Here is a 16,226-nt window from a genome sequence, read left to right as displayed (position 1 = left end):
AAATTTGACAAAAGCGTTTCTAGTTACGCGCTATTATCTAAATTTTATAAAATTTAAAGATAAACCTTAAACACATAAAACCTTATGAAGATTGATGGCTTCGCCGCTGCCACTTAGAGGCAAACTAATTATTAAAAAGGTTTAAAACACCTTATGAAACGATGCCAGCACAGTAAAATTTGAATTACCACAATAGGCAACCTGACAAAGCCCCAGCAGAGTTGCCCATCTTAAGCTCTTTTTTATTATTATATTTTTGGTGCCAAAAAAGCATTTATTCTTACATAGCGCCATTACAGCTATTCTATAGACAATTATTTATCGGTAGCTTTATAGCAAAAACAACAAGAACAGAGACTAAGGCTTTAAGACCCTAAAAACTCTACTTACATCGTCATTTTTGCTCAAGCTAAGTCTTACAATACTATTTTCTAAAGCAGTCAAAGCATGAATGACGTTTGGCTCAAGCGTAACCATATCAAGCGCATCCAAGATAACACTATTTTCTCCAACACTAAAATCTATCTTGCCGCTTAAAACCTGCACCATGATAGCGCCAGGAGCCTTATGCTCCTTCATCTGAGCACCTTTTTCTAAATTTATGCGTATTTCTTTACCGTGCGGCCCATCAAAAAGCTTAGTTACAGTAACGCCGTTAAATACATCATTTTGCCATACGATTTTTTCCATTTACAACCTTTATTATAAAATAATAACGACATTGTAACTATAATTTTAGATAAAATAATTGATTTTAATTAAGCAATTTTTGAAATTTAATAAAATTAGGTAGGGGGGCAAAAGTCTAAAACTAGACTTTTGCAAAGAGTAAAATTATTTTTTAAGCTCTTTGATGCGAGCGGCTTTACCACGTCTATCGCGTAGATAAAATAGCTTAGCGCGGCGAACGCGACCTTGTCTTAGAACAGTTATACTCTCTAGGCTTTCACTATAGATAGGGAAAATTCTCTCTACGCCTACGCTATTTGCACCGATTTTTCTGATGATAAATGTTTCGCCAGTTCCGCTTCCGCGTCTTGCTATACAGATACCTTCAAAATTTTGGATCCTCGTTTTATCACCCTCTTTAATGCGGATAGCTATACGCAAAGTATCTCCAGCGCGAAAATCAGGCACAGACTTTTGGGCTATTTGAGTTTGTTCAAACGCCTCAATATACTTGTTTCTCATATTTTTTCCTTAGTCGGCGGCTCAAATTTTCGGTATAAATCCGGACGAAAAAACCTAGTTTTTAAGAACGCCATATTATTTTTCAAAGCTCTGATTTTAGCATGGTCTCCCTTTAAAAACGCTGAAACCACACCAGAGCCTTTGTAATCACTGGGTTTTGTAAAAGACGGAGCCTCGAGTAAATTCCCTTCAAAACTCTCAACTTCAAGACTTTCATTGTTTCCTAAAACGCCGACTATATTGCGAGAAATCGCATCAGAAATACAAAGCGCCCCCAGCTCGCCACCCGTCATCACAAAGTCGCCAATACAAAAAATTTCATCTGCATATTTTTCAATTATACGCTCGTCTATACCCTCATATCTACCGCAAACTAAGCAAATATGCTCTTTTTTTGCCAAACGTCTAGCGTCGTTTTGAGTAAATTTTTTCCCGGCGGGTGCAAGAAAAATAGTATGGGGGTTTGGCTTATTTTTTAGTAAAAATTTTAAAGTATCATCAAGAGGCTGACACGTCATGAGTAACCCTGCGCCGCCTCCAACCATATAGTCATCTACCTTTTTATGCTTATCTACGCTAAAATTACGAGGATTTAAAAAATCAACCGAAATAAGCTTCTCTTTTTTGGCGCGACCTAAAATACTATCTTCAAAATAAGGCCGTACAAGGCTTTCAAAAAGCGTAACAAAGGTAAATTTCATTAGGAATTTTCCAAAATCAAGATAGCGTTTTTGGTGTAAATTTTTTTATTTTCTACATCTACTTTTTCTATATAAACGTCGATATACGGAATGTAAAAACTTTTTTCCAACCCTTCGGAAATCAAATTTTCATCTGTTTTTACCAAAAAAAGATGATTCGCCCCAACCTCGTCTATATCCTCTACTTCACCCAGCCTTTGATTATTTTCGTAAATTTCGCAACCGATGACATCAAAATAGAAAAATTCACCCTTTTTTAGTTTGCAGTTTTTTCTAGTTTCTTCTTTTGTAGTGTAGATTGTTTTATTTGTGAGAGTTTTTGCGCTGTCTATATCTTCAAAACCGTAAAAAGAGATCGTATCGTTTGCGTGATTGTAGCTTTTTACGACAAGTTCTTTACCGTCTTTATCACAAAATATAGCATTTTTTTTAAACTGGTTAGGAAAGTCGCCCTTATTATGAAGCTTGACAAATCCCTTTAATCCTACTGTTTTGCCAAGCAATGCGACTTCTACAAGCTCACTCAAGAGGCTTTACCGTAACGCGGTATGATGTCGCATCTTTGGCTTTATAGCCCACGATTACAGTCTTTATCGCGTTTATCATCCTGCCGTCTTTGCCGATAAGCTTGCCTGTATCGACTTTATCGGCGTAAATTATCAGCTCGGCAAAATTTTCGCCAAGCTCGACTCGCTCGAGTTTCACTTTATCTGGAAAATCAGCGATGAGCTTAGCATATTCAAGTAAAAAATTTTCTACCATTTTTAATTATTTGCTAGTTATTTTTGCGACCCTATCGCTAAGTTTCGCACCAACGCCCTTCCAATAAGCCAAGCGCTCAGCGTCAAATTTTACCACTTCAGGCTCAACCATCGGGTTGTAGTAACCGATCGACTCTATCCAGCCGCCGTCTCTTCTTTTTCTGCTATCTGTTACGACTATACGATAAAAAGGTTTTTTCTTGCGTCCCATTCTCGTTAGTCTTACTACTGTTGCCATTATATTTCTCCTTCTGTTTTTTAAATAGGCTTAAATTTAGCCACGCTCGTAGCCAAATTTAAGCCCTTTAGTTAGGGCGAGCGTTTTTAGCTTGGTTTAGTAAATTTCCAAGCCCTTTTAGGCCTTCTTTGCCTGAAAATCTCTTTGCTATTTTTGATGCGTTTTCAAACTGCTTCAAAAAGCGATTTACCTCTACCTGAGATAGCCCGGAACCGGCAGCCAAACGCCTTTTTCGGCTATTGTTTAGCAGGTCCGGATTTTCGCGCTCTTTTTGCGTCATCGAATTTATCATAGCTTTGATATGCAAAATTTCCTTTGAGTTATCAAGGTCTATGTCTTTTATCTGATTTGCCACGCTTGAGAGCCCTGGTATCATACCGATTAGACTTTTCATATTTCCAAGCTTTTTGACGCTTTCCATTTGCGACAAAAAGTCGTTAAAGTTAAACTGTCCTTTTTTGATCTTTTTGTTTATTCTTTTTGCTTCTTGTTCGTCTATTACGGCGCTCGTTTTCTCAACCAATGTCGCCAAGTCGCCCTCGCCCATTATGCGGCTCACGATACGCTCAGGAATAAAACTCTCCATATCGCCGACTTTTTCGCCGATACCTACGAATCTAAGCGGTATATTTAGCTGTTTTGCTATGCCAATAGCTACGCCGCTTTTGCTATCCGAGTCAAATTTACTTAGTACCACGCCGCTTATTTTTAGCGCGTCGTTAAACGTACTTGCTGTTTTTACACCGTCTTGTCCGCTCATAGCGTCGGCTACGTAAAAAATTTCATGCGGCTCGAGCACTGATTTGATATCTTTTATCTGCTTCATCAAAGCTTCGTCTATCGCTAGGCGTCCTGCGGTATCGACCAAAAGTACGTCATAAAGCCCGCTTTTTGCTTTAGCTAGCGCTTGCTTAGCTACATTTAGCGGATCTGTTTCATTGTCTATACTAAAAAGTTCTATTTCGTTTGCTTCGCAAAGCTGGCGAAGCTGCTCGACGGCCGCCAAACGCTGCAAATCGCACGCCGCGACCAAAACTTTTTTCTTTCTAAGTTTTAGATAATTAGCTAACTTTATCGTCGTAGTGGTTTTTCCGCTACCTTGCAAGCCAGCCATTAGCACGATCGTAGGAGCTACTGGCGCAAACACAAAACCTTGATTGCCCGGCGCGGTTAAAACCTTCGTCAAATTTGACTTTATCGCGTCTAAAAACTGCTTTTGGCCTATTCCGCTTTGCTTTAGATCAGCCTCGATGAGAGCTAGCAACTCTTTGGTAACTTTGTGATGAACATCGGCCTTTAGCAGTGCTTTTTTAAGCACGTCAAGCGCGTTATTTAGCGCTTTTTCATCGTCTACGAAACGAATTTTACTAACGGCTAAACGAAACGACTCGCTGATTTGTTCAAACACATTCTACCTTTTATTTACATTTATAGTTAAAGCGCGTATTTTATTAAATTTAAGCTTTATCGCTCTTTAAATCTCAAAATTTCTTGAAATTTCAAAACCGAGCCTATTAAAATCACTGCTCAAATTTGACTTAAATTTATACCCTAAAAGCTCGATTTTATAGGCGTGTAGATACATTCTCGCGGATTTATTTTTAGCGGATTTTTCATCGCCGACGATTCCGTATCCCGCGTGATTTAGGTGCACTCTGATCTGGTGCGTTCTGCCCGTTTTTATTTCGACTTTTACGAGACTTTTTTTGCCTGCGACCATCACTGGAGTTACGTGCGAAAATGCCTCTTTACCGTTTGGCGAGATTTTAGAAAACGCTCCGCCTCTATTTTTTAGCGTGATTATAGGTTCGTTTACGCTAAATTCCTCACTCACGATGCCTTTTACAGCCGCGATGTACTCTTTTTTTACGCGGCAGTTTTTAAACTCCTCGATCGCTTTTTTTTGAAATTCCTCGTTTTTTACAAGCAAAAGCACGCCGCTTGTTTCCTTATCAAGTCTGTGAAGTAGCGGAAATTTATAAGTTTCGCTCACTTTTTCCGACGTTAAAAATGCCGGTTTATCAACCGCGATCAGGTTTTCATCCTCAAAAATCACGCTTGGACGCGGCAGTTTTTGTACGTTAAATTTAGTCACCGCGCTCATCATCGCGCGCGCCACGGCGATCCTTTGCCCTTTGGCGCTAACTAGCCCCGCGTCGATCAACTCCTTTGCTTCGTTGTTTGAGATGCCCTCCTGGATCGCCAGTAGTTTATAGGCTTTTTCTTCTTTCATAAATTTTCCTCAATATCTTTTAAAATCTCGCCTGCATCGCCTTTGGCGACGATTTTTGCTTTTGGTAAATCTTGCTTTAAAAGCGAATTTATCTCGTCCGCTTTTGCAAATTTTATCCCATCTACCGCGCTATACAAGGCTTTTTGATTAAATATAAACTCCCCGCTTATCACCGCGTTTTCAAACTGCGCCGCCTCGATCGGATTGTGTCCGCCGACGTCTGGTACGAAGCTACCGCCGAGCACGACGATGTCGCTAAATTTATAAATATTTACCAGCTCGCCCATCGTATCGACCAGCACGCACTGCGCGTCAAAGTTTTTAGTTTTGCTAAATTTAGCAAAACTAAGTCCGTTTTTTGCAGCAAATTTAGCCAAAATCTCGCCTGCTTCACCAAATCTCTCAGGATGTCGCGGAACTAAAATCAGCTTGTCGTTTGCGCTCAAATTTAAATCACGCAAAATCAGCTCCTCTTCGCCCGCATGAGTGCTAGCCAGCACGATCACGCGCTCTTTTGGCTTGGCATAAATTTTACTCGGGCTTGGCAAAAAGGCTGATTTTATATTGCCGCTAACGACGATATTTTTAGCGCCGAGTCGCTGTAGACGCTGTTTATCCATATCGCTTTGGGCGTAAATTTTATCTATAAATTTAAACAAATATCCGTAAAAAAAGCGAAATTTAAGATAGCTTTCGTAGCTCCTATCAGAAATCCTAGCGTTTATCAAAATGACGCGCGAACCTTTAAATTTAGCCCAAAACACAACCCCCAGCCAAAGCTCGGCCTCAAAAATAACCGTTATTTTAGCAGGCTTTAGCCAAAACGGTAAAAATATCTCAAACGGCAAAAAGCGCGTATTTTGCGTGATCTTTTTCGCCTCGTCAAAGCCGGTTTTGGTTATGACAGAGACTGCGGTGGCGTTTTTAAATTTGCTAACTAGCGGCGCGATAGAGCGCACTTCACCGAAGCTACACGCGTGAAAATGCACGCGCAAGGCGTCAAATTTGGGATTTTTAAACAAAAAAAATCTAGCGGGGATCGAGGCTCTGTACTTTTTCTTAAAAGCTAAAATCGCAAGCGGTAGAGCCCCCAGGGCAAATGCCGCGAGGACTAAAACGTAATAAATTATTATCAAATTTAAAAGGCTAGTTCGCCGCTTCTTTGTATAAAATTCGGCCGCAGTGAGGGCATGTCACGATGTCTTCGCCCTTGATGACAGCAGAATAAGTCTTGTCGTTTATCTGCATAAAGCAACCGTAGCAGGCCTGTTTTTTGACCGGCACGACGGCGGTATTGTGCGCCCATTTGCGGATTTTCTCGTAAAAGGTCAAGATTTTTTGATTCATCTCGCCGACTAGCTTATTTTTCTTAGCGTATATTTCATCTCTTTGCTGTTCGATAGCGCCGACTTCGGCCGAGATTTCGCTCTCGATTTTGGCTAAATTTTCGCTAAGCTCCGCAGCCTTCGCCTCAAGCTCGCTTTTAAGCGCATTTTTGCTATCTATGATTTTTTCTAGTCTTTCGACCTCTTCGTTTGCGGCTTCTAGCTGCTCTTTAGCTAGCTCGTCTTCTAGCTGGAGCGCTTTTATCTCTTTTTCTGTTTTTGCAGCGCCGCTTTTTTTGGCGACGTCTTTTATTTTCGCGCTAAACTCTGCTATATGCGCGTTGGTTTGAGATTTTTGATTTTTTAGCTCGGTCACGCTCGTAGCCGCTTCCTCGATCTGCGCCAAAATCGCCGCCTGCTCGTCCTTGGTCGCTTTTAAAACGCTTTGAACCTTCTCAAGGCGCGGCGTAAAATCGTCGATGTCTTTATCGATGCTTGAGAGCTCGACTAGCTGTTCTAAATATTTATTCATCTTTTTCCTTTAACTGTATGAAAACGGGTTTTTTGAGTTGGATATTATAGTAGGAATCGGCAAAATTTGCAAATATTTTGCAAGCGACTCCCCAAAATACCGCTCGCTCTCAAAGTGTCCGATGTCTAGCATAGTAAGATTATTTTGAGCGGCGCTCATGGCTTGATGGTACTTCAGATCCCCGGTTAAAAACAGGTCCGCTTTAACGATATCAATCAAATCACCGCCGCTTCCCGTACAAAATGCAAGGCGCTTTATAGGCGCATTGCGGTCAAATTTTCGCCCCTTACAAACCCTTAAATGGCTCAAATTTAGCTTTGTTTTTACCCTCTCGCAAAGCTCGTCAAAGCTCAAATTTACGTCCGCATAAAGCAAAAATCCATCGCGCTCCTTTGGCGTAAAGCCCAAAATTTCACTTAGCACGTACTCATTTAGATGGCTTAGATCATAGTTCGTATGCATCGCGATTAGGCTTAAATTTTTAGCCATCATTGTTGCGATTAAGCTGCTTGGATATTTGTCCAAATTTAGCGATTTTAGTCCTTTGAAAATGAGCGGATGATGCGTAATGATGAGCGAGTTTGGCTGCGCCTCATCCAAAAGATCGTCATCTACGTCAAGGCTAAGATAAACGCGCTCCACGCCCGTCTCAAACGAGCCCACGAACAGTCCGCTATTATCCCACTCCTCTTGACTTGCAAATGGACTAATCTCGTCTAAAATTTTATAAATTTCGCCGATTTTCATCAAATTTTATTCGCCCTTCGCGCCGTTTTGGGATGCGGAGTCAATGCTGGCTTTATACGTTAGCGCACACTCTTTGGCTAGTTCGCGGATTTTTAGGATGTAGTCTTGCCTTTGCGTTACGCTGATCGCTCCGCGCGCGTCAAGGACGTTAAACGTATGCGCCGCTAGCATGCAATAGTCATACGCCGGTAGCGAAATTTTAGCCTCCAAGCAGCGCTTGCACTCGCCGAATGCGTTTTCAAACTGGCGAAACAGCATATCAACGTCCGCGATTTCAAAGTTATATTTGCTCCACTCAAATTCGCCCTGCTTATGCACGTCGGCGTAGGTAACGATATTGCCGCCTCTATTGTCCCAAACGATGTCGTAGACGCTATTTACGTCCTGCAAGTACATCGCTAGTCGCTCTAGACCGTAGGTGATCTCAGCCGAAACCAGCTCGCACGCGATGCCGCCAACTTGCTGAAAATACGTAAACTGCGTCACCTCCATGCCGTCTAACCAGACCTCCCAGCCTAGCCCCCAAGCGCCCAGCGTCGGGCTCTCCCAGTTATCCTCGACGAAGCGGATATCATGATTTTTCAAATTTAACCCGAGCTTTTCGAGGCTTTTTAGATAAAGCTCCTGTATATTTTCGGGGCTCGGTTTAATGAGCACCTGAAACTGATAATATGCACCCAAACGGTTTGGGTTTTCGCCGTATCTACCGTCGGTCGGGCGGCGAGAGGGCGCTACGTAGGCAGTCGCCCACGGCTTTGGCCCGAGGCTCCTTAAAAATGTCGCCTGATGATATGTGCCCGCACCCGCAGGCATATCGTAGGGCTGCAGTATCACGCAGCCCTGCTCGCGCCAGTAGTTTTGCAACGTCAAAATAATCTCTGAAAACGTCATTTTTCTTCCTTTTTAAAATTTTATTTTAGATAATGTATAACCGCGCCAGGCCCCAAAGGCAGGTCAAAAACGTACCAAACCGACATCAGCGCCGCCCACGAGAGTAAAAACGCGACCGTGTAAGGCAGCATTATCGAGACTACCGAGCCGATTTTCAGCCCCTTGTCGTAGCGCTGCATAAACGCCACTATCAGCACGAAAAACGGCATCAAAGGCGTGATGATATTTGTCGTCGAGTCGCCTATCCTAAACGCAGCCTGCGTTAGCTCGGGAGAGAGGCCTAGATTCATAAACATCGGCACGAAAATAGGCGCCATCATCGCCCATTTGGCCGAATCCACGGCGATAAATAAATTTATAAACGCGATCACGACTATAAAAACGATAATGAGGCTAAGCCCCGTTAAGCCGATATCTTTTAAGAAAACCGAGCCTTTTATAGATAGCACCAGCCCGATGTTTGAGGCGTTAAAGAGATATGTAAACTGAGCCGCGAAAAATATCAAAACCAAAAACCCAGACAGCTCGGCGGCGGCTTGCTCCATAAATTTGACCGCGTCGCCGCTGTTTTTTATCGTCCCGGCTCCTGCGCCGTATGCTGCGCCCGCTACTATAAAAAATAGCATCATAAAAATGATGATAGAGTGCATGAAAACGGACTTCGTAAAGCTCTCGCCCTCTTTTGCGCCAAAGAGCGAATTTGACGGCAAAAGCGCCGCCAACAAAAGGATCGCGAAAACAACCGTCGCGATGAGTGCAAATTTTAGCCCGCGCTTTTGCTCTGCGCTGATCTGGCCGCGCTCGCCTAAATTTAACGCACCCTCAAAGCTAAATTTACCCAGTCTAGGCTCGACGATCCTATCGGTTACAAATGAGCCTACTATCACGATCAAAAAGGTAGAAGCGATCATAAAGTACCAATTTGCCGTAGCTAAAACGACATAGTCTGGATTTAGCACGCTAGCTGCCTGCGTAGAAAACGCTGCAAACATCGGATCGTTCGTGCCGATTAGCAGATTTGCCGACCAGCCGCCGCTAACGCCCGCAAAAGCCGCCGCTAGCCCCGCGATAGGATGGCGTCCAAAGCCGGCAAATAAAATAGCTCCGAGCGGTATCAGCACGACGTATCCGACCGAGGAAGCGACATTAGACATCACACCCAAAAATATCACGATAGGAGTTACCCATTTTTTGGACGATTTTAGGGCGATTTTTTTAACGAGCGCCGATAAAAGCCCAGCCTTGTCCGCCACGCCGATACCCAAAATGATCGCAAAAACCACGCCAAGCGGATAAAAACCGGTGAAGTTTTTAAGCACGGACGAAACAAAGGTCCTAATACTGTCAGCCGAGAGCAAATTTACGACGTTTGCGCTTAGCTGCGAAATCTGACCGTCCTTGATAGCTTGATAGCTGACACCCACGCCAAGTCTCTCTAGCGCAAACGATAGCAAAATCGTAATAACCGAAAGATAGACGAAAAGCATAGTGGGATTTGGCAGCTTGTTGCCGAATTTTTCGATAAAGCTTAAGATCGATCCGTTATTTTTATTGTCCATTTTTTCCTAATCTAAAACCGAGATATAAATTTTTATCTCGTCGGCGCCGTAAAACTCAAAGTCCGTTTCGTAGGCTCTTTTTAACTTTGAGCCTTCAAAATATTTCCAAATTTCTCCCCAAAACTTTGCTACGTTATGCGACTCGTTTGGAAAGCTAAAAACAGCGTATTTGCAGCTTTTTATCTCTAAAATTTCTCCGCCGCAGCAAAGCGACTTCGTACCGATGAATAAATCATAAAGCCCGTTTACGCCGTTTTCGTAACTACAATAAACGCCGTAAATTTCACTCTTGCCGTCATAAAATTCTCTCATAAATTTAGCCCACAAGGCCGGGATTTTACCTTCGCCGTTTATCTCGTCGGCATTTTTGGTGCGAGTTTTTAATCCGAAAATTTTAAAACCCTCTATCTCTAAAATTTCCACGCCTATTCCTTATCGCCTTTGAAATTTTCAACAGCTTTGTTCCACATGAGTTTGTATTTTCGTTTTAAAAACTCGACTTCATCTTGCGAATTTTTTAGCTGCTTCGTGAGCGTCTCGACTGTTTTTCTATCCTCGTCGTAGAGCTCTTGCATCGAGATTAGCGCCTCTTTTAAAAATTTATTTTCGTTGCGCAGAGTCTCTAGCGTCTCGTCTTTGGCATCAAGCACCTTTTCGTGTAAATTTAATATCGTACCGATCGTCTTTTCCACGAAGCTAAAGCCGTCCGTGCCGATCTGGGGCGCAGGTACGGCCACGACGCTAGGCACCACACTCATCGTGCCCTGGCTAGCTTCTATGAGGATCTCGCCGCCCTCTTCTTTCGTATTTAGCACGCCGCGGTTTATCATCCCCTCGATCACCTCGCGCTCCAGGTGCACCAGCTTGCAAAATTCGTCTATATTTAAGTATGTCTGCATCTTTGCTCCTTTAGGCGAGTAAAACTTCCACCTTCGCCGAGTCTTCCTCTACTTGCTTAGCTTTCGCCGCTCGGTCGGCTTTTAGCATTTCGTCTAGATTTTGGTCGTTTAGGGCTAAAATTTGTAGCGCCAGATAGGCTGCGTTTACCGCGCCGGCCTTACCGATCGCTACGGTACCCACAGGCATACCGCCTGGCATCTGCACGGTCGAATAAAGCGCGTCCACGCCGCTAAGCGCGGAGCCTGCCATCGGTATGCCGATCACGGGGCGAGTGGTGTTTGCTGCGATAGCGCCCGCTAGATGCGCCGCCATGCCGGCTGCCGCGATAAATACCTGCGCACCCTTTTCCTCGGCTGCAGCGACGTATTCGCTAGTTCGCTTCGGGCTTCTGTGCGCGGAGCTTATGATTAGCTCGTAAGGGACGTTAAATTTCTCAAGCGTTTTCGCCGCCTCGCTAACTACGTCGTAGTCGCTCTTGCTTCCCATTATAATTGAAACAAATTTCATTTTATTTCCTCTCTTAAAAAGCTAAATTTAGGCAACCTCGCGCCTAAATTTACTTCGTTTTCGTTGCCGCTGTGGATCTCGGCGATCTCTTTGCCTTTTTTCGTTACTAGTTTTTTAAATTTGATAAATTTCTTGCCGTCGCGACCGAAAATTTGAGATATTTCGCTCTCGCATTCATCTATCTGCGCGCCCAGCGGCGCTACGATCTCGTACTCGTTGCCAGGGAAAATTTTATATTTGCACTTAAAAAACTCGCCGTCTAAAGTCATGGCGTTTACCTGATGGGTGCCCTCCTCTAGGCTACTAGCGTGATTTTGCGTATCAGCCTTTTCAAACGGGCGATTTACCAGGTAGCCGTCGGTAAAGCCGCGATTTTTTAGCGTATTTAGCTCGCCGGCGTAAATTTGCGCGTCAAATTTGCCAGCCGCTGCGTCGTCAACGGCCATACGGTAGGCTCTAGTCGCACAGGCGGCGTAGTATTCGCTTTTCGTGCGGCCTTCGATTTTTAGGCTATCGACCGCGCCGCTTTCGATGATATCCTTGATGTGCGCGGATAAATTTAAATCCTTTGAGTTCATCACGTGCGTGCCGCCTTCTTCGTCCTCTTCTAGGCGAAACAGCGTTCCGCTCTCTGGATTTTTGGCGTAGAGTTCGTATTTAAACCTGCAGTCGTTGGCGCAGCTGCCGCGGTTTGATTGGCGGCCGCTTTGAACCGCACTAACCAAACAGCGCCCAGAATACGCAAAACACATCGACCCATGCACGAAAATTTCGATATCCAGCGTCGGGATTTGCTCTTTTATTTTTACGACGTCTTTTAGGCTCATTTCGCGCGCCACGACGATGCGTTTTGCGCCCATTTTGTGGTAGATTTTAGCGTCAAGCGCGTTCATAACATTTGCCTGCGTCGAGAGGTGAATCTCGATTTCGGGGGCTATTTCTTTTGCTAGGCTCATGACGCCAGGAGTCGCGATGATAAAGGCGTCCGGCTTCATCGCAGATACCGTTTGCAGGTGGCGTTTTAGCGGCTCGATTTGCGAATTAAAAGGAAACGCATTTACCGTCGCGTAAAATTTCTTGCCTTTGGCGTGCGTGTATTCGATGGCTTCTTTAAAGCTTTCTAGGTTAAATTCGCGCGCCGAACGGGTGCGAAGCGAAAAGCTCGCAACAGAAGCATAAACCGCGTCCGCGCCGTATTCTAGGGCGATTTTTAGCTTGGTTAAATTCCCTGCGGGGGATAAAAGCTCGGGCTTTAGCACTATTTTTTGCCCAAACTTTCTATCAGAGCTTCGATGTCGTCGTTGCTAACGAGATTTTCAGTGTGTGTATCGCCTGCGATATGTACGGCTGAGGCCACGCGCTTCTCGTCGTCGATCTTGCCCTCAAACAGGCTGCTCATATACTTGCTAAGCGCACGCATAACGTTGATAACGCGCTCAATCTTTTGACGGTGGATGTCTTGATACTGCATCATATCCATCGCCATCATTATCTCGTCTTCGGCCATTCTGACGTTATCTAGCGTCATTTCGGCGGAGCTTTTTAGGGCGTTATTTTTTTCTAACGCCTCGGAAAAAGCGGCGATATTTGGGAATTTTTCATGTAGTTTGGTAAAAATTTCGATATTAGCCTCTATGCCGCTAATAATCTCGCTAAGCCCGCTTTCGGCGTCCATAGAGAAGTTATTGATCGCATCGAGCTTATCAAACATCTGCGTAGCTTTTTCCTCGCTATCTTTTGTGACGTCGTCTAGCTGATGAACCATCTTGTGATCATCCGTCGGTGGAGGCGGAGGCCACGGCATATTTGAGGATATGCGCATCTCGGTGCCTTCGTAGTTTATTATCTGTTCACTCGGTACTGCATCACTTTTTTTTGCGCTCTCTTGCGCAGGCGGCGCGGTTTCTTCCGCTTTTTCCTCGCCGATCTCTTCATCTTCGAAATCGCCCGCCATCAAGGCGTCAAGTTCTTCTTGCGTCATAAAATCTCCTATTTAAATTTGGGCTGATTATATAGAAAATTAACGAAATATAAGTTTAAAAACCCAAACTTTATCCTTAAATTTATCAAATTTTAGATAGCATTTGCAAAATATTTAAGGACAAAAATGAGAGTCGATCTACACAACCACACGCCGCTTTGTAAACACGCCGTAGATGAGCCTAGGCAGTACGTTTTAAGCGCGATAAATTCGGGCTGCGAGTATTTTGGATTTAGCGATCATGCGCCGATGAAATTTGACGAAGCGTACCGCATGGAGTTTTCACAGATGGAGTTTTACGAGAGCGAGATTTTACGCCTCGGAGACGAATTTGACGGACGGATCAAAATTTTGCTCGGTTACGAAGTCGATTTTTTAGAGGGCTTTATGGACGAGCGGGTTTTAGCGCGCAAGGTTGATTACCTAATCGGTTCGGTGCATTTTTTAGGCGGTTGGGGCTTTGACAATCCCGAATTTATCGGCGAATACGAAAAACGCGACATAGATCAAATTTGGCGGGATTATTTTTGCTGTATCGAGAAAATGGCAAAGTCGGGCAAATTTGACATCGTCGGGCATTTGGGTTTGCTAAAAGTATTTAAATTTTTGCCAAAAATCGACGTTAGACTCCTTGCCAAAGATGCGATCAACGCTATAAAAAAGGCAAATTTGACGGTCGAGATAAATGCAGCCGGTTTTAGAAAACCGATCGGCGAGCAGTATCCCAGCGTAAATTTACTAGAAATGATCGCCGAAAAGGATATCCCTGTCACGTTTGGCTCGGACGCGCACGCAAAAGATCAAGTCGGTCTAAACGGCGAAAAATGCGAGCAACTCGCTAGAAATTTGGGCTTTAGCAAGTGCGCGGCATTTAAAAACCGCGACAGAGAATTTGTAAAATTTTAGATCGGGTAGAAAAAATTATTTAAATTAATCTTAAAAGCAAAATTTTATGATAAAATTACGAAATCAATAAACACAGGAGCGAAAAATGGGAAAATTCGTAAAAAGCGTCGATCATTTTTTTGATTTTTGCAAAGAACACGAGGTTAAATTCGTGGATTTTAGATTTACCGATATGAACGGCGCTTGGCACAGCATATCTTATAACATAAAATTCGTAGAAAAAGATCATTTCGTAAACGGAATACCGATGGATGCGAGCTCGCTAGGAGGGTGGCAACCGATAGAAAGAAGCGACATGCTGATGTGTCCTGAGGCGACCAGCGCCTTTTTGGATCCTTTTACCGCCGACGTTACGGTCGTGGTTTTTGCCGATATTTACGACATTTACAAGGGTCAAATTTACGAAAAATGCCCGCGCTCGATAGCCAAAAAAGCTATGGCTTACGTAAAAGAGAGTGGCATGGGCGACGTGGCGTATTTTGGGCCGGAAAATGAGTTTTTTATATTTGATAACGTAAAAATAGTAGATAGCCCAAACTGCGCGATGTTTGAAGTAGACAGCGAAGAAGGCGAGTGGAACGACGCTAGAGACTTTAAAGATAGCTACAACACCGGCCACCGCCCAAGAAGAAAAGGCGGCTATCTAATGACGCAACCAACCGATAGCATGGTCGATCTGCGTGCCGAAATGATGCAGGTTTTAGAACAAGTTGGCCTCGAAGTCATGCTAGGACACCATGAGGTCGCGCAAGGTCAAGGCGAGCTGGGCGTTAAATTTGGTACACTTCTCGAGGCCGCCGATAACGTGCAAATTTACAAATACGTCGTCAAAATGGTCGCACACCTAAACGGTAAAACAGCGACCTTTATGCCAAAACCGCTCTACGGCGACAACGGTAGCGGCATGCACGTGCATCAGTCGGTATGGAAAGACGGCAAAAATTTATTCTACGGTGAGGGAAAATACGCAAATTTGAGCGATTTTGCACGCTGGTATATCGGCGGGATCCTAAAACACGCAAGGAGCGTAGCGGCGTTTACAAACCCGAGCACAAACAGCTACAAACGCCTAATCCCTGGCTTTGAAGCGCCTTCCATCCTAACATACTCTAGCCAAAACCGCTCCGCTTCGATCCGTATCCCGTACGGCTCTGGAGAAAAATCAGTCCGCGCCGAAATGCGCTTCCCTGACGGTACGGCAAACCCGTATTTGGCCTTTTCAGCGATGCTGATGGCTGGACTTGACGGCGTAAAACACAAGATGGAACCGGTCGGTCCGATGGACGAAAATTTATTTAAACTCACGCTTGATGAGATCCGAGAACGCGGTATCGAGCAGCTTCCTCATACGTTGAGGGGCAGCCTAGAGGCACTAATTCGCGACAACGAATACCTGCGTCCAATCATGACACCGACGTTTATAAACGCGTATCAGCATTATAAATTTGAAAGCCAAGTATGGCCGTACGAAGCGCGCCCTACTCCGTATGAGTTTAAGACTTGCTTTTCTTGCTAAATTTAAGGGATGCTAAAATCCCTTTTTAGTTTTTCAGTCAAATTTGACCTTTTTAAATTTGGCCCAGATTTGACTTTTTATGCGTTTTTGACGAACGCAAAATTTGTCAAAATAAATCAAATTTGAGGCCAAATTTGAAAAACAACGGCTTTTTGTCTTGACAAATCAGCCTTTTTTATATATAATCACGTTTCGTTTTTTGAAAAAATGTCTTGTTAGCTCAGTCGGTAGAGCATTT

Annotated in this window: 20 protein-coding genes; 2 read left to right on the top strand and 18 right to left on the bottom strand. The window is 43.9% G+C overall.

Going from position 1 to position 16,226, the window contains the following annotated elements:
• Positions 1-357: 357 nt before the first annotated feature.
• From H740_RS03045 to H740_RS02960, 18 genes are all read right to left on the bottom strand, one after another.
• On the bottom strand, positions 358-690 hold the full coding sequence (locus H740_RS03045) for a cupin domain-containing protein (protein WP_002951217.1): 333 nt from the start codon (positions 688-690) through the stop codon (positions 358-360).
• A 144-nt stretch (positions 691-834) separates the two neighbouring features.
• On the bottom strand, positions 835-1,191 hold the full coding sequence (gene rplS, locus H740_RS03040) for a 50S ribosomal protein L19 (RefSeq protein WP_002951216.1): 357 nt from the start codon (positions 1,189-1,191) through the stop codon (positions 835-837).
• A complete protein-coding gene (trmD, locus tag H740_RS03035) occupies positions 1,188-1,892 on the bottom strand; it encodes a tRNA (guanosine(37)-N1)-methyltransferase TrmD (protein ID WP_002951214.1) in 705 nt (234 codons plus the stop codon). Before trmD ends, rplS begins: the two co-directional genes overlap by 4 nt.
• A complete protein-coding gene (gene rimM / locus H740_RS03030; RefSeq protein WP_002951210.1) occupies positions 1,892-2,419 on the bottom strand; it encodes a ribosome maturation factor RimM in 528 nt (175 codons plus the stop codon). Before rimM ends, trmD begins: the two co-directional genes overlap by 1 nt.
• Positions 2,412-2,654 (bottom strand): KH domain-containing protein, encoded by a 243-nt coding sequence (locus tag H740_RS03025; RefSeq protein WP_002946320.1) that lies wholly within the window; start codon positions 2,652-2,654, stop codon positions 2,412-2,414. Before H740_RS03025 ends, rimM begins: the two co-directional genes overlap by 8 nt.
• Positions 2,655-2,660: 6 nt before the next feature.
• Positions 2,661-2,891, bottom strand: coding sequence for a 30S ribosomal protein S16 (rpsP, locus tag H740_RS03020; RefSeq protein ID WP_002951203.1), 231 nt, complete (start codon positions 2,889-2,891; stop codon positions 2,661-2,663).
• A gap of 67 nt (positions 2,892-2,958) precedes the next feature.
• Positions 2,959-4,299 (bottom strand): signal recognition particle protein, encoded by a 1,341-nt coding sequence (gene ffh / locus H740_RS03015; protein ID WP_002951200.1) that lies wholly within the window; start codon positions 4,297-4,299, stop codon positions 2,959-2,961.
• Positions 4,300-4,365: 66 nt separating this feature from the next.
• Positions 4,366-5,124 carry a pseudouridine synthase family protein gene (locus tag H740_RS03010; RefSeq protein ID WP_002951198.1) on the bottom strand — a complete coding sequence of 253 codons (759 nt, stop codon included), beginning with the start codon at positions 5,122-5,124 and terminating at the stop codon, positions 4,366-4,368.
• A complete protein-coding gene (gene waaA / locus H740_RS03005) occupies positions 5,121-6,260 on the bottom strand; it encodes a lipid IV(A) 3-deoxy-D-manno-octulosonic acid transferase (protein ID WP_002951194.1) in 1,140 nt (379 codons plus the stop codon). The genes H740_RS03010 and waaA overlap by 4 nt, the downstream gene beginning before the upstream one ends.
• Before the next feature lie 10 nt (positions 6,261-6,270).
• Positions 6,271-6,981, bottom strand: coding sequence for a zinc ribbon domain-containing protein (locus H740_RS03000; RefSeq protein WP_002951191.1), 711 nt, complete (start codon positions 6,979-6,981; stop codon positions 6,271-6,273).
• Between the two features lie 9 nt (positions 6,982-6,990).
• Positions 6,991-7,728, bottom strand: coding sequence for a Nif3-like dinuclear metal center hexameric protein (locus tag H740_RS02995; RefSeq protein WP_002951188.1), 738 nt, complete (start codon positions 7,726-7,728; stop codon positions 6,991-6,993).
• A 6-nt stretch (positions 7,729-7,734) separates the two neighbouring features.
• The gene (gene glyQ / locus H740_RS02990; protein ID WP_002951186.1) at positions 7,735-8,619 is read right to left on the bottom strand and encodes a glycine--tRNA ligase subunit alpha; all 885 of its coding nucleotides are present in this window, start codon (positions 8,617-8,619) and stop codon (positions 7,735-7,737) included.
• A 20-nt stretch (positions 8,620-8,639) separates the two neighbouring features.
• On the bottom strand, positions 8,640-10,178 hold the full coding sequence (locus tag H740_RS02985; protein WP_002951184.1) for an AbgT family transporter: 1,539 nt from the start codon (positions 10,176-10,178) through the stop codon (positions 8,640-8,642).
• Between the two features lie 6 nt (positions 10,179-10,184).
• Positions 10,185-10,601, bottom strand: a complete 417-nt coding sequence (locus H740_RS02980; RefSeq protein WP_002951182.1) for a GyrI-like domain-containing protein — start codon at positions 10,599-10,601, stop codon at positions 10,185-10,187.
• A gap of 2 nt (positions 10,602-10,603) precedes the next feature.
• Positions 10,604-11,077 (bottom strand): DUF3972 domain-containing protein, encoded by a 474-nt coding sequence (locus tag H740_RS02975; protein ID WP_002951180.1) that lies wholly within the window; start codon positions 11,075-11,077, stop codon positions 10,604-10,606.
• Between the two features lie 10 nt (positions 11,078-11,087).
• Positions 11,088-11,585 carry a 5-(carboxyamino)imidazole ribonucleotide mutase gene (gene purE / locus H740_RS02970; protein WP_002951177.1) on the bottom strand — a complete coding sequence of 166 codons (498 nt, stop codon included), beginning with the start codon at positions 11,583-11,585 and terminating at the stop codon, positions 11,088-11,090.
• Positions 11,582-12,844, bottom strand: a complete 1,263-nt coding sequence (locus H740_RS02965; protein ID WP_002951176.1) for a peptidase U32 family protein — start codon at positions 12,842-12,844, stop codon at positions 11,582-11,584. Before H740_RS02965 ends, purE begins: the two co-directional genes overlap by 4 nt.
• Positions 12,844-13,566 (bottom strand): hypothetical protein, encoded by a 723-nt coding sequence (locus tag H740_RS02960; protein ID WP_002951175.1) that lies wholly within the window; start codon positions 13,564-13,566, stop codon positions 12,844-12,846. The genes H740_RS02965 and H740_RS02960 overlap by 1 nt, the downstream gene beginning before the upstream one ends.
• A gap of 126 nt (positions 13,567-13,692) precedes the next feature.
• On the opposite strand from H740_RS02960, the gene H740_RS02955 reads away from it, so the two are divergent.
• The gene (locus tag H740_RS02955; RefSeq protein ID WP_002951173.1) at positions 13,693-14,472 is read left to right on the top strand and encodes a histidinol-phosphatase; all 780 of its coding nucleotides are present in this window, start codon (positions 13,693-13,695) and stop codon (positions 14,470-14,472) included.
• An 85-nt stretch (positions 14,473-14,557) separates the two neighbouring features.
• Positions 14,558-15,988, top strand: coding sequence for a type I glutamate--ammonia ligase (glnA, locus tag H740_RS02950; RefSeq protein ID WP_002946283.1), 1,431 nt, complete (start codon positions 14,558-14,560; stop codon positions 15,986-15,988).
• Positions 15,989-16,226: the final 238 nt, after the last annotated feature.

Origin of the sequence: Campylobacter showae CC57C (assembly GCF_000344295.2) — a bacterium.
Lineage (GTDB): Bacteria > Campylobacterota > Campylobacteria > Campylobacterales > Campylobacteraceae > Campylobacter_A > Campylobacter_A showae_B.
Note: the sequence above shows the minus strand (reverse complement) of the source record. Positions and strands in the feature narration are given on the sequence as shown.

Excerpts from the sequence above, each read along its gene's own strand:
- H740_RS03045 (WP_002951217.1), bottom strand. The coding sequence starts at position 690 with ATGGAAAAAATCGTATGGCAAAATGATGTATTTAACGGCGTTACTGTA.
- H740_RS02955 (WP_002951173.1), top strand. The coding sequence starts at position 13,693 with ATGAGAGTCGATCTACACAACCACACGCCGCTTTGTAAACACGCCGTA.
- H740_RS03010 (WP_002951198.1), bottom strand. The coding sequence starts at position 5,124 with ATGAAAGAAGAAAAAGCCTATAAACTACTGGCGATCCAGGAGGGCATC.
- H740_RS02985 (WP_002951184.1), bottom strand. The coding sequence starts at position 10,178 with ATGGACAATAAAAATAACGGATCGATCTTAAGCTTTATCGAAAAATTC.
- H740_RS02960 (WP_002951175.1), bottom strand. The coding sequence starts at position 13,566 with ATGACGCAAGAAGAACTTGACGCCTTGATGGCGGGCGATTTCGAAGAT.
- purE (WP_002951177.1), bottom strand. The coding sequence starts at position 11,585 with ATGAAATTTGTTTCAATTATAATGGGAAGCAAGAGCGACTACGACGTA.
- glyQ (WP_002951186.1), bottom strand. The coding sequence starts at position 8,619 with ATGACGTTTTCAGAGATTATTTTGACGTTGCAAAACTACTGGCGCGAG.
- glnA (WP_002946283.1), top strand. The coding sequence starts at position 14,558 with ATGGGAAAATTCGTAAAAAGCGTCGATCATTTTTTTGATTTTTGCAAA.
- rpsP (WP_002951203.1), bottom strand. The coding sequence starts at position 2,891 with ATGGCAACAGTAGTAAGACTAACGAGAATGGGACGCAAGAAAAAACCT.
- H740_RS03025 (WP_002946320.1), bottom strand. The coding sequence starts at position 2,654 with ATGGTAGAAAATTTTTTACTTGAATATGCTAAGCTCATCGCTGATTTT.
- H740_RS02975 (WP_002951180.1), bottom strand. The coding sequence starts at position 11,077 with ATGCAGACATACTTAAATATAGACGAATTTTGCAAGCTGGTGCACCTG.
- rplS (WP_002951216.1), bottom strand. The coding sequence starts at position 1,191 with ATGAGAAACAAGTATATTGAGGCGTTTGAACAAACTCAAATAGCCCAA.
- H740_RS03000 (WP_002951191.1), bottom strand. The coding sequence starts at position 6,981 with ATGAATAAATATTTAGAACAGCTAGTCGAGCTCTCAAGCATCGATAAA.
- H740_RS02995 (WP_002951188.1), bottom strand. The coding sequence starts at position 7,728 with ATGAAAATCGGCGAAATTTATAAAATTTTAGACGAGATTAGTCCATTT.
- trmD (WP_002951214.1), bottom strand. The coding sequence starts at position 1,892 with ATGAAATTTACCTTTGTTACGCTTTTTGAAAGCCTTGTACGGCCTTAT.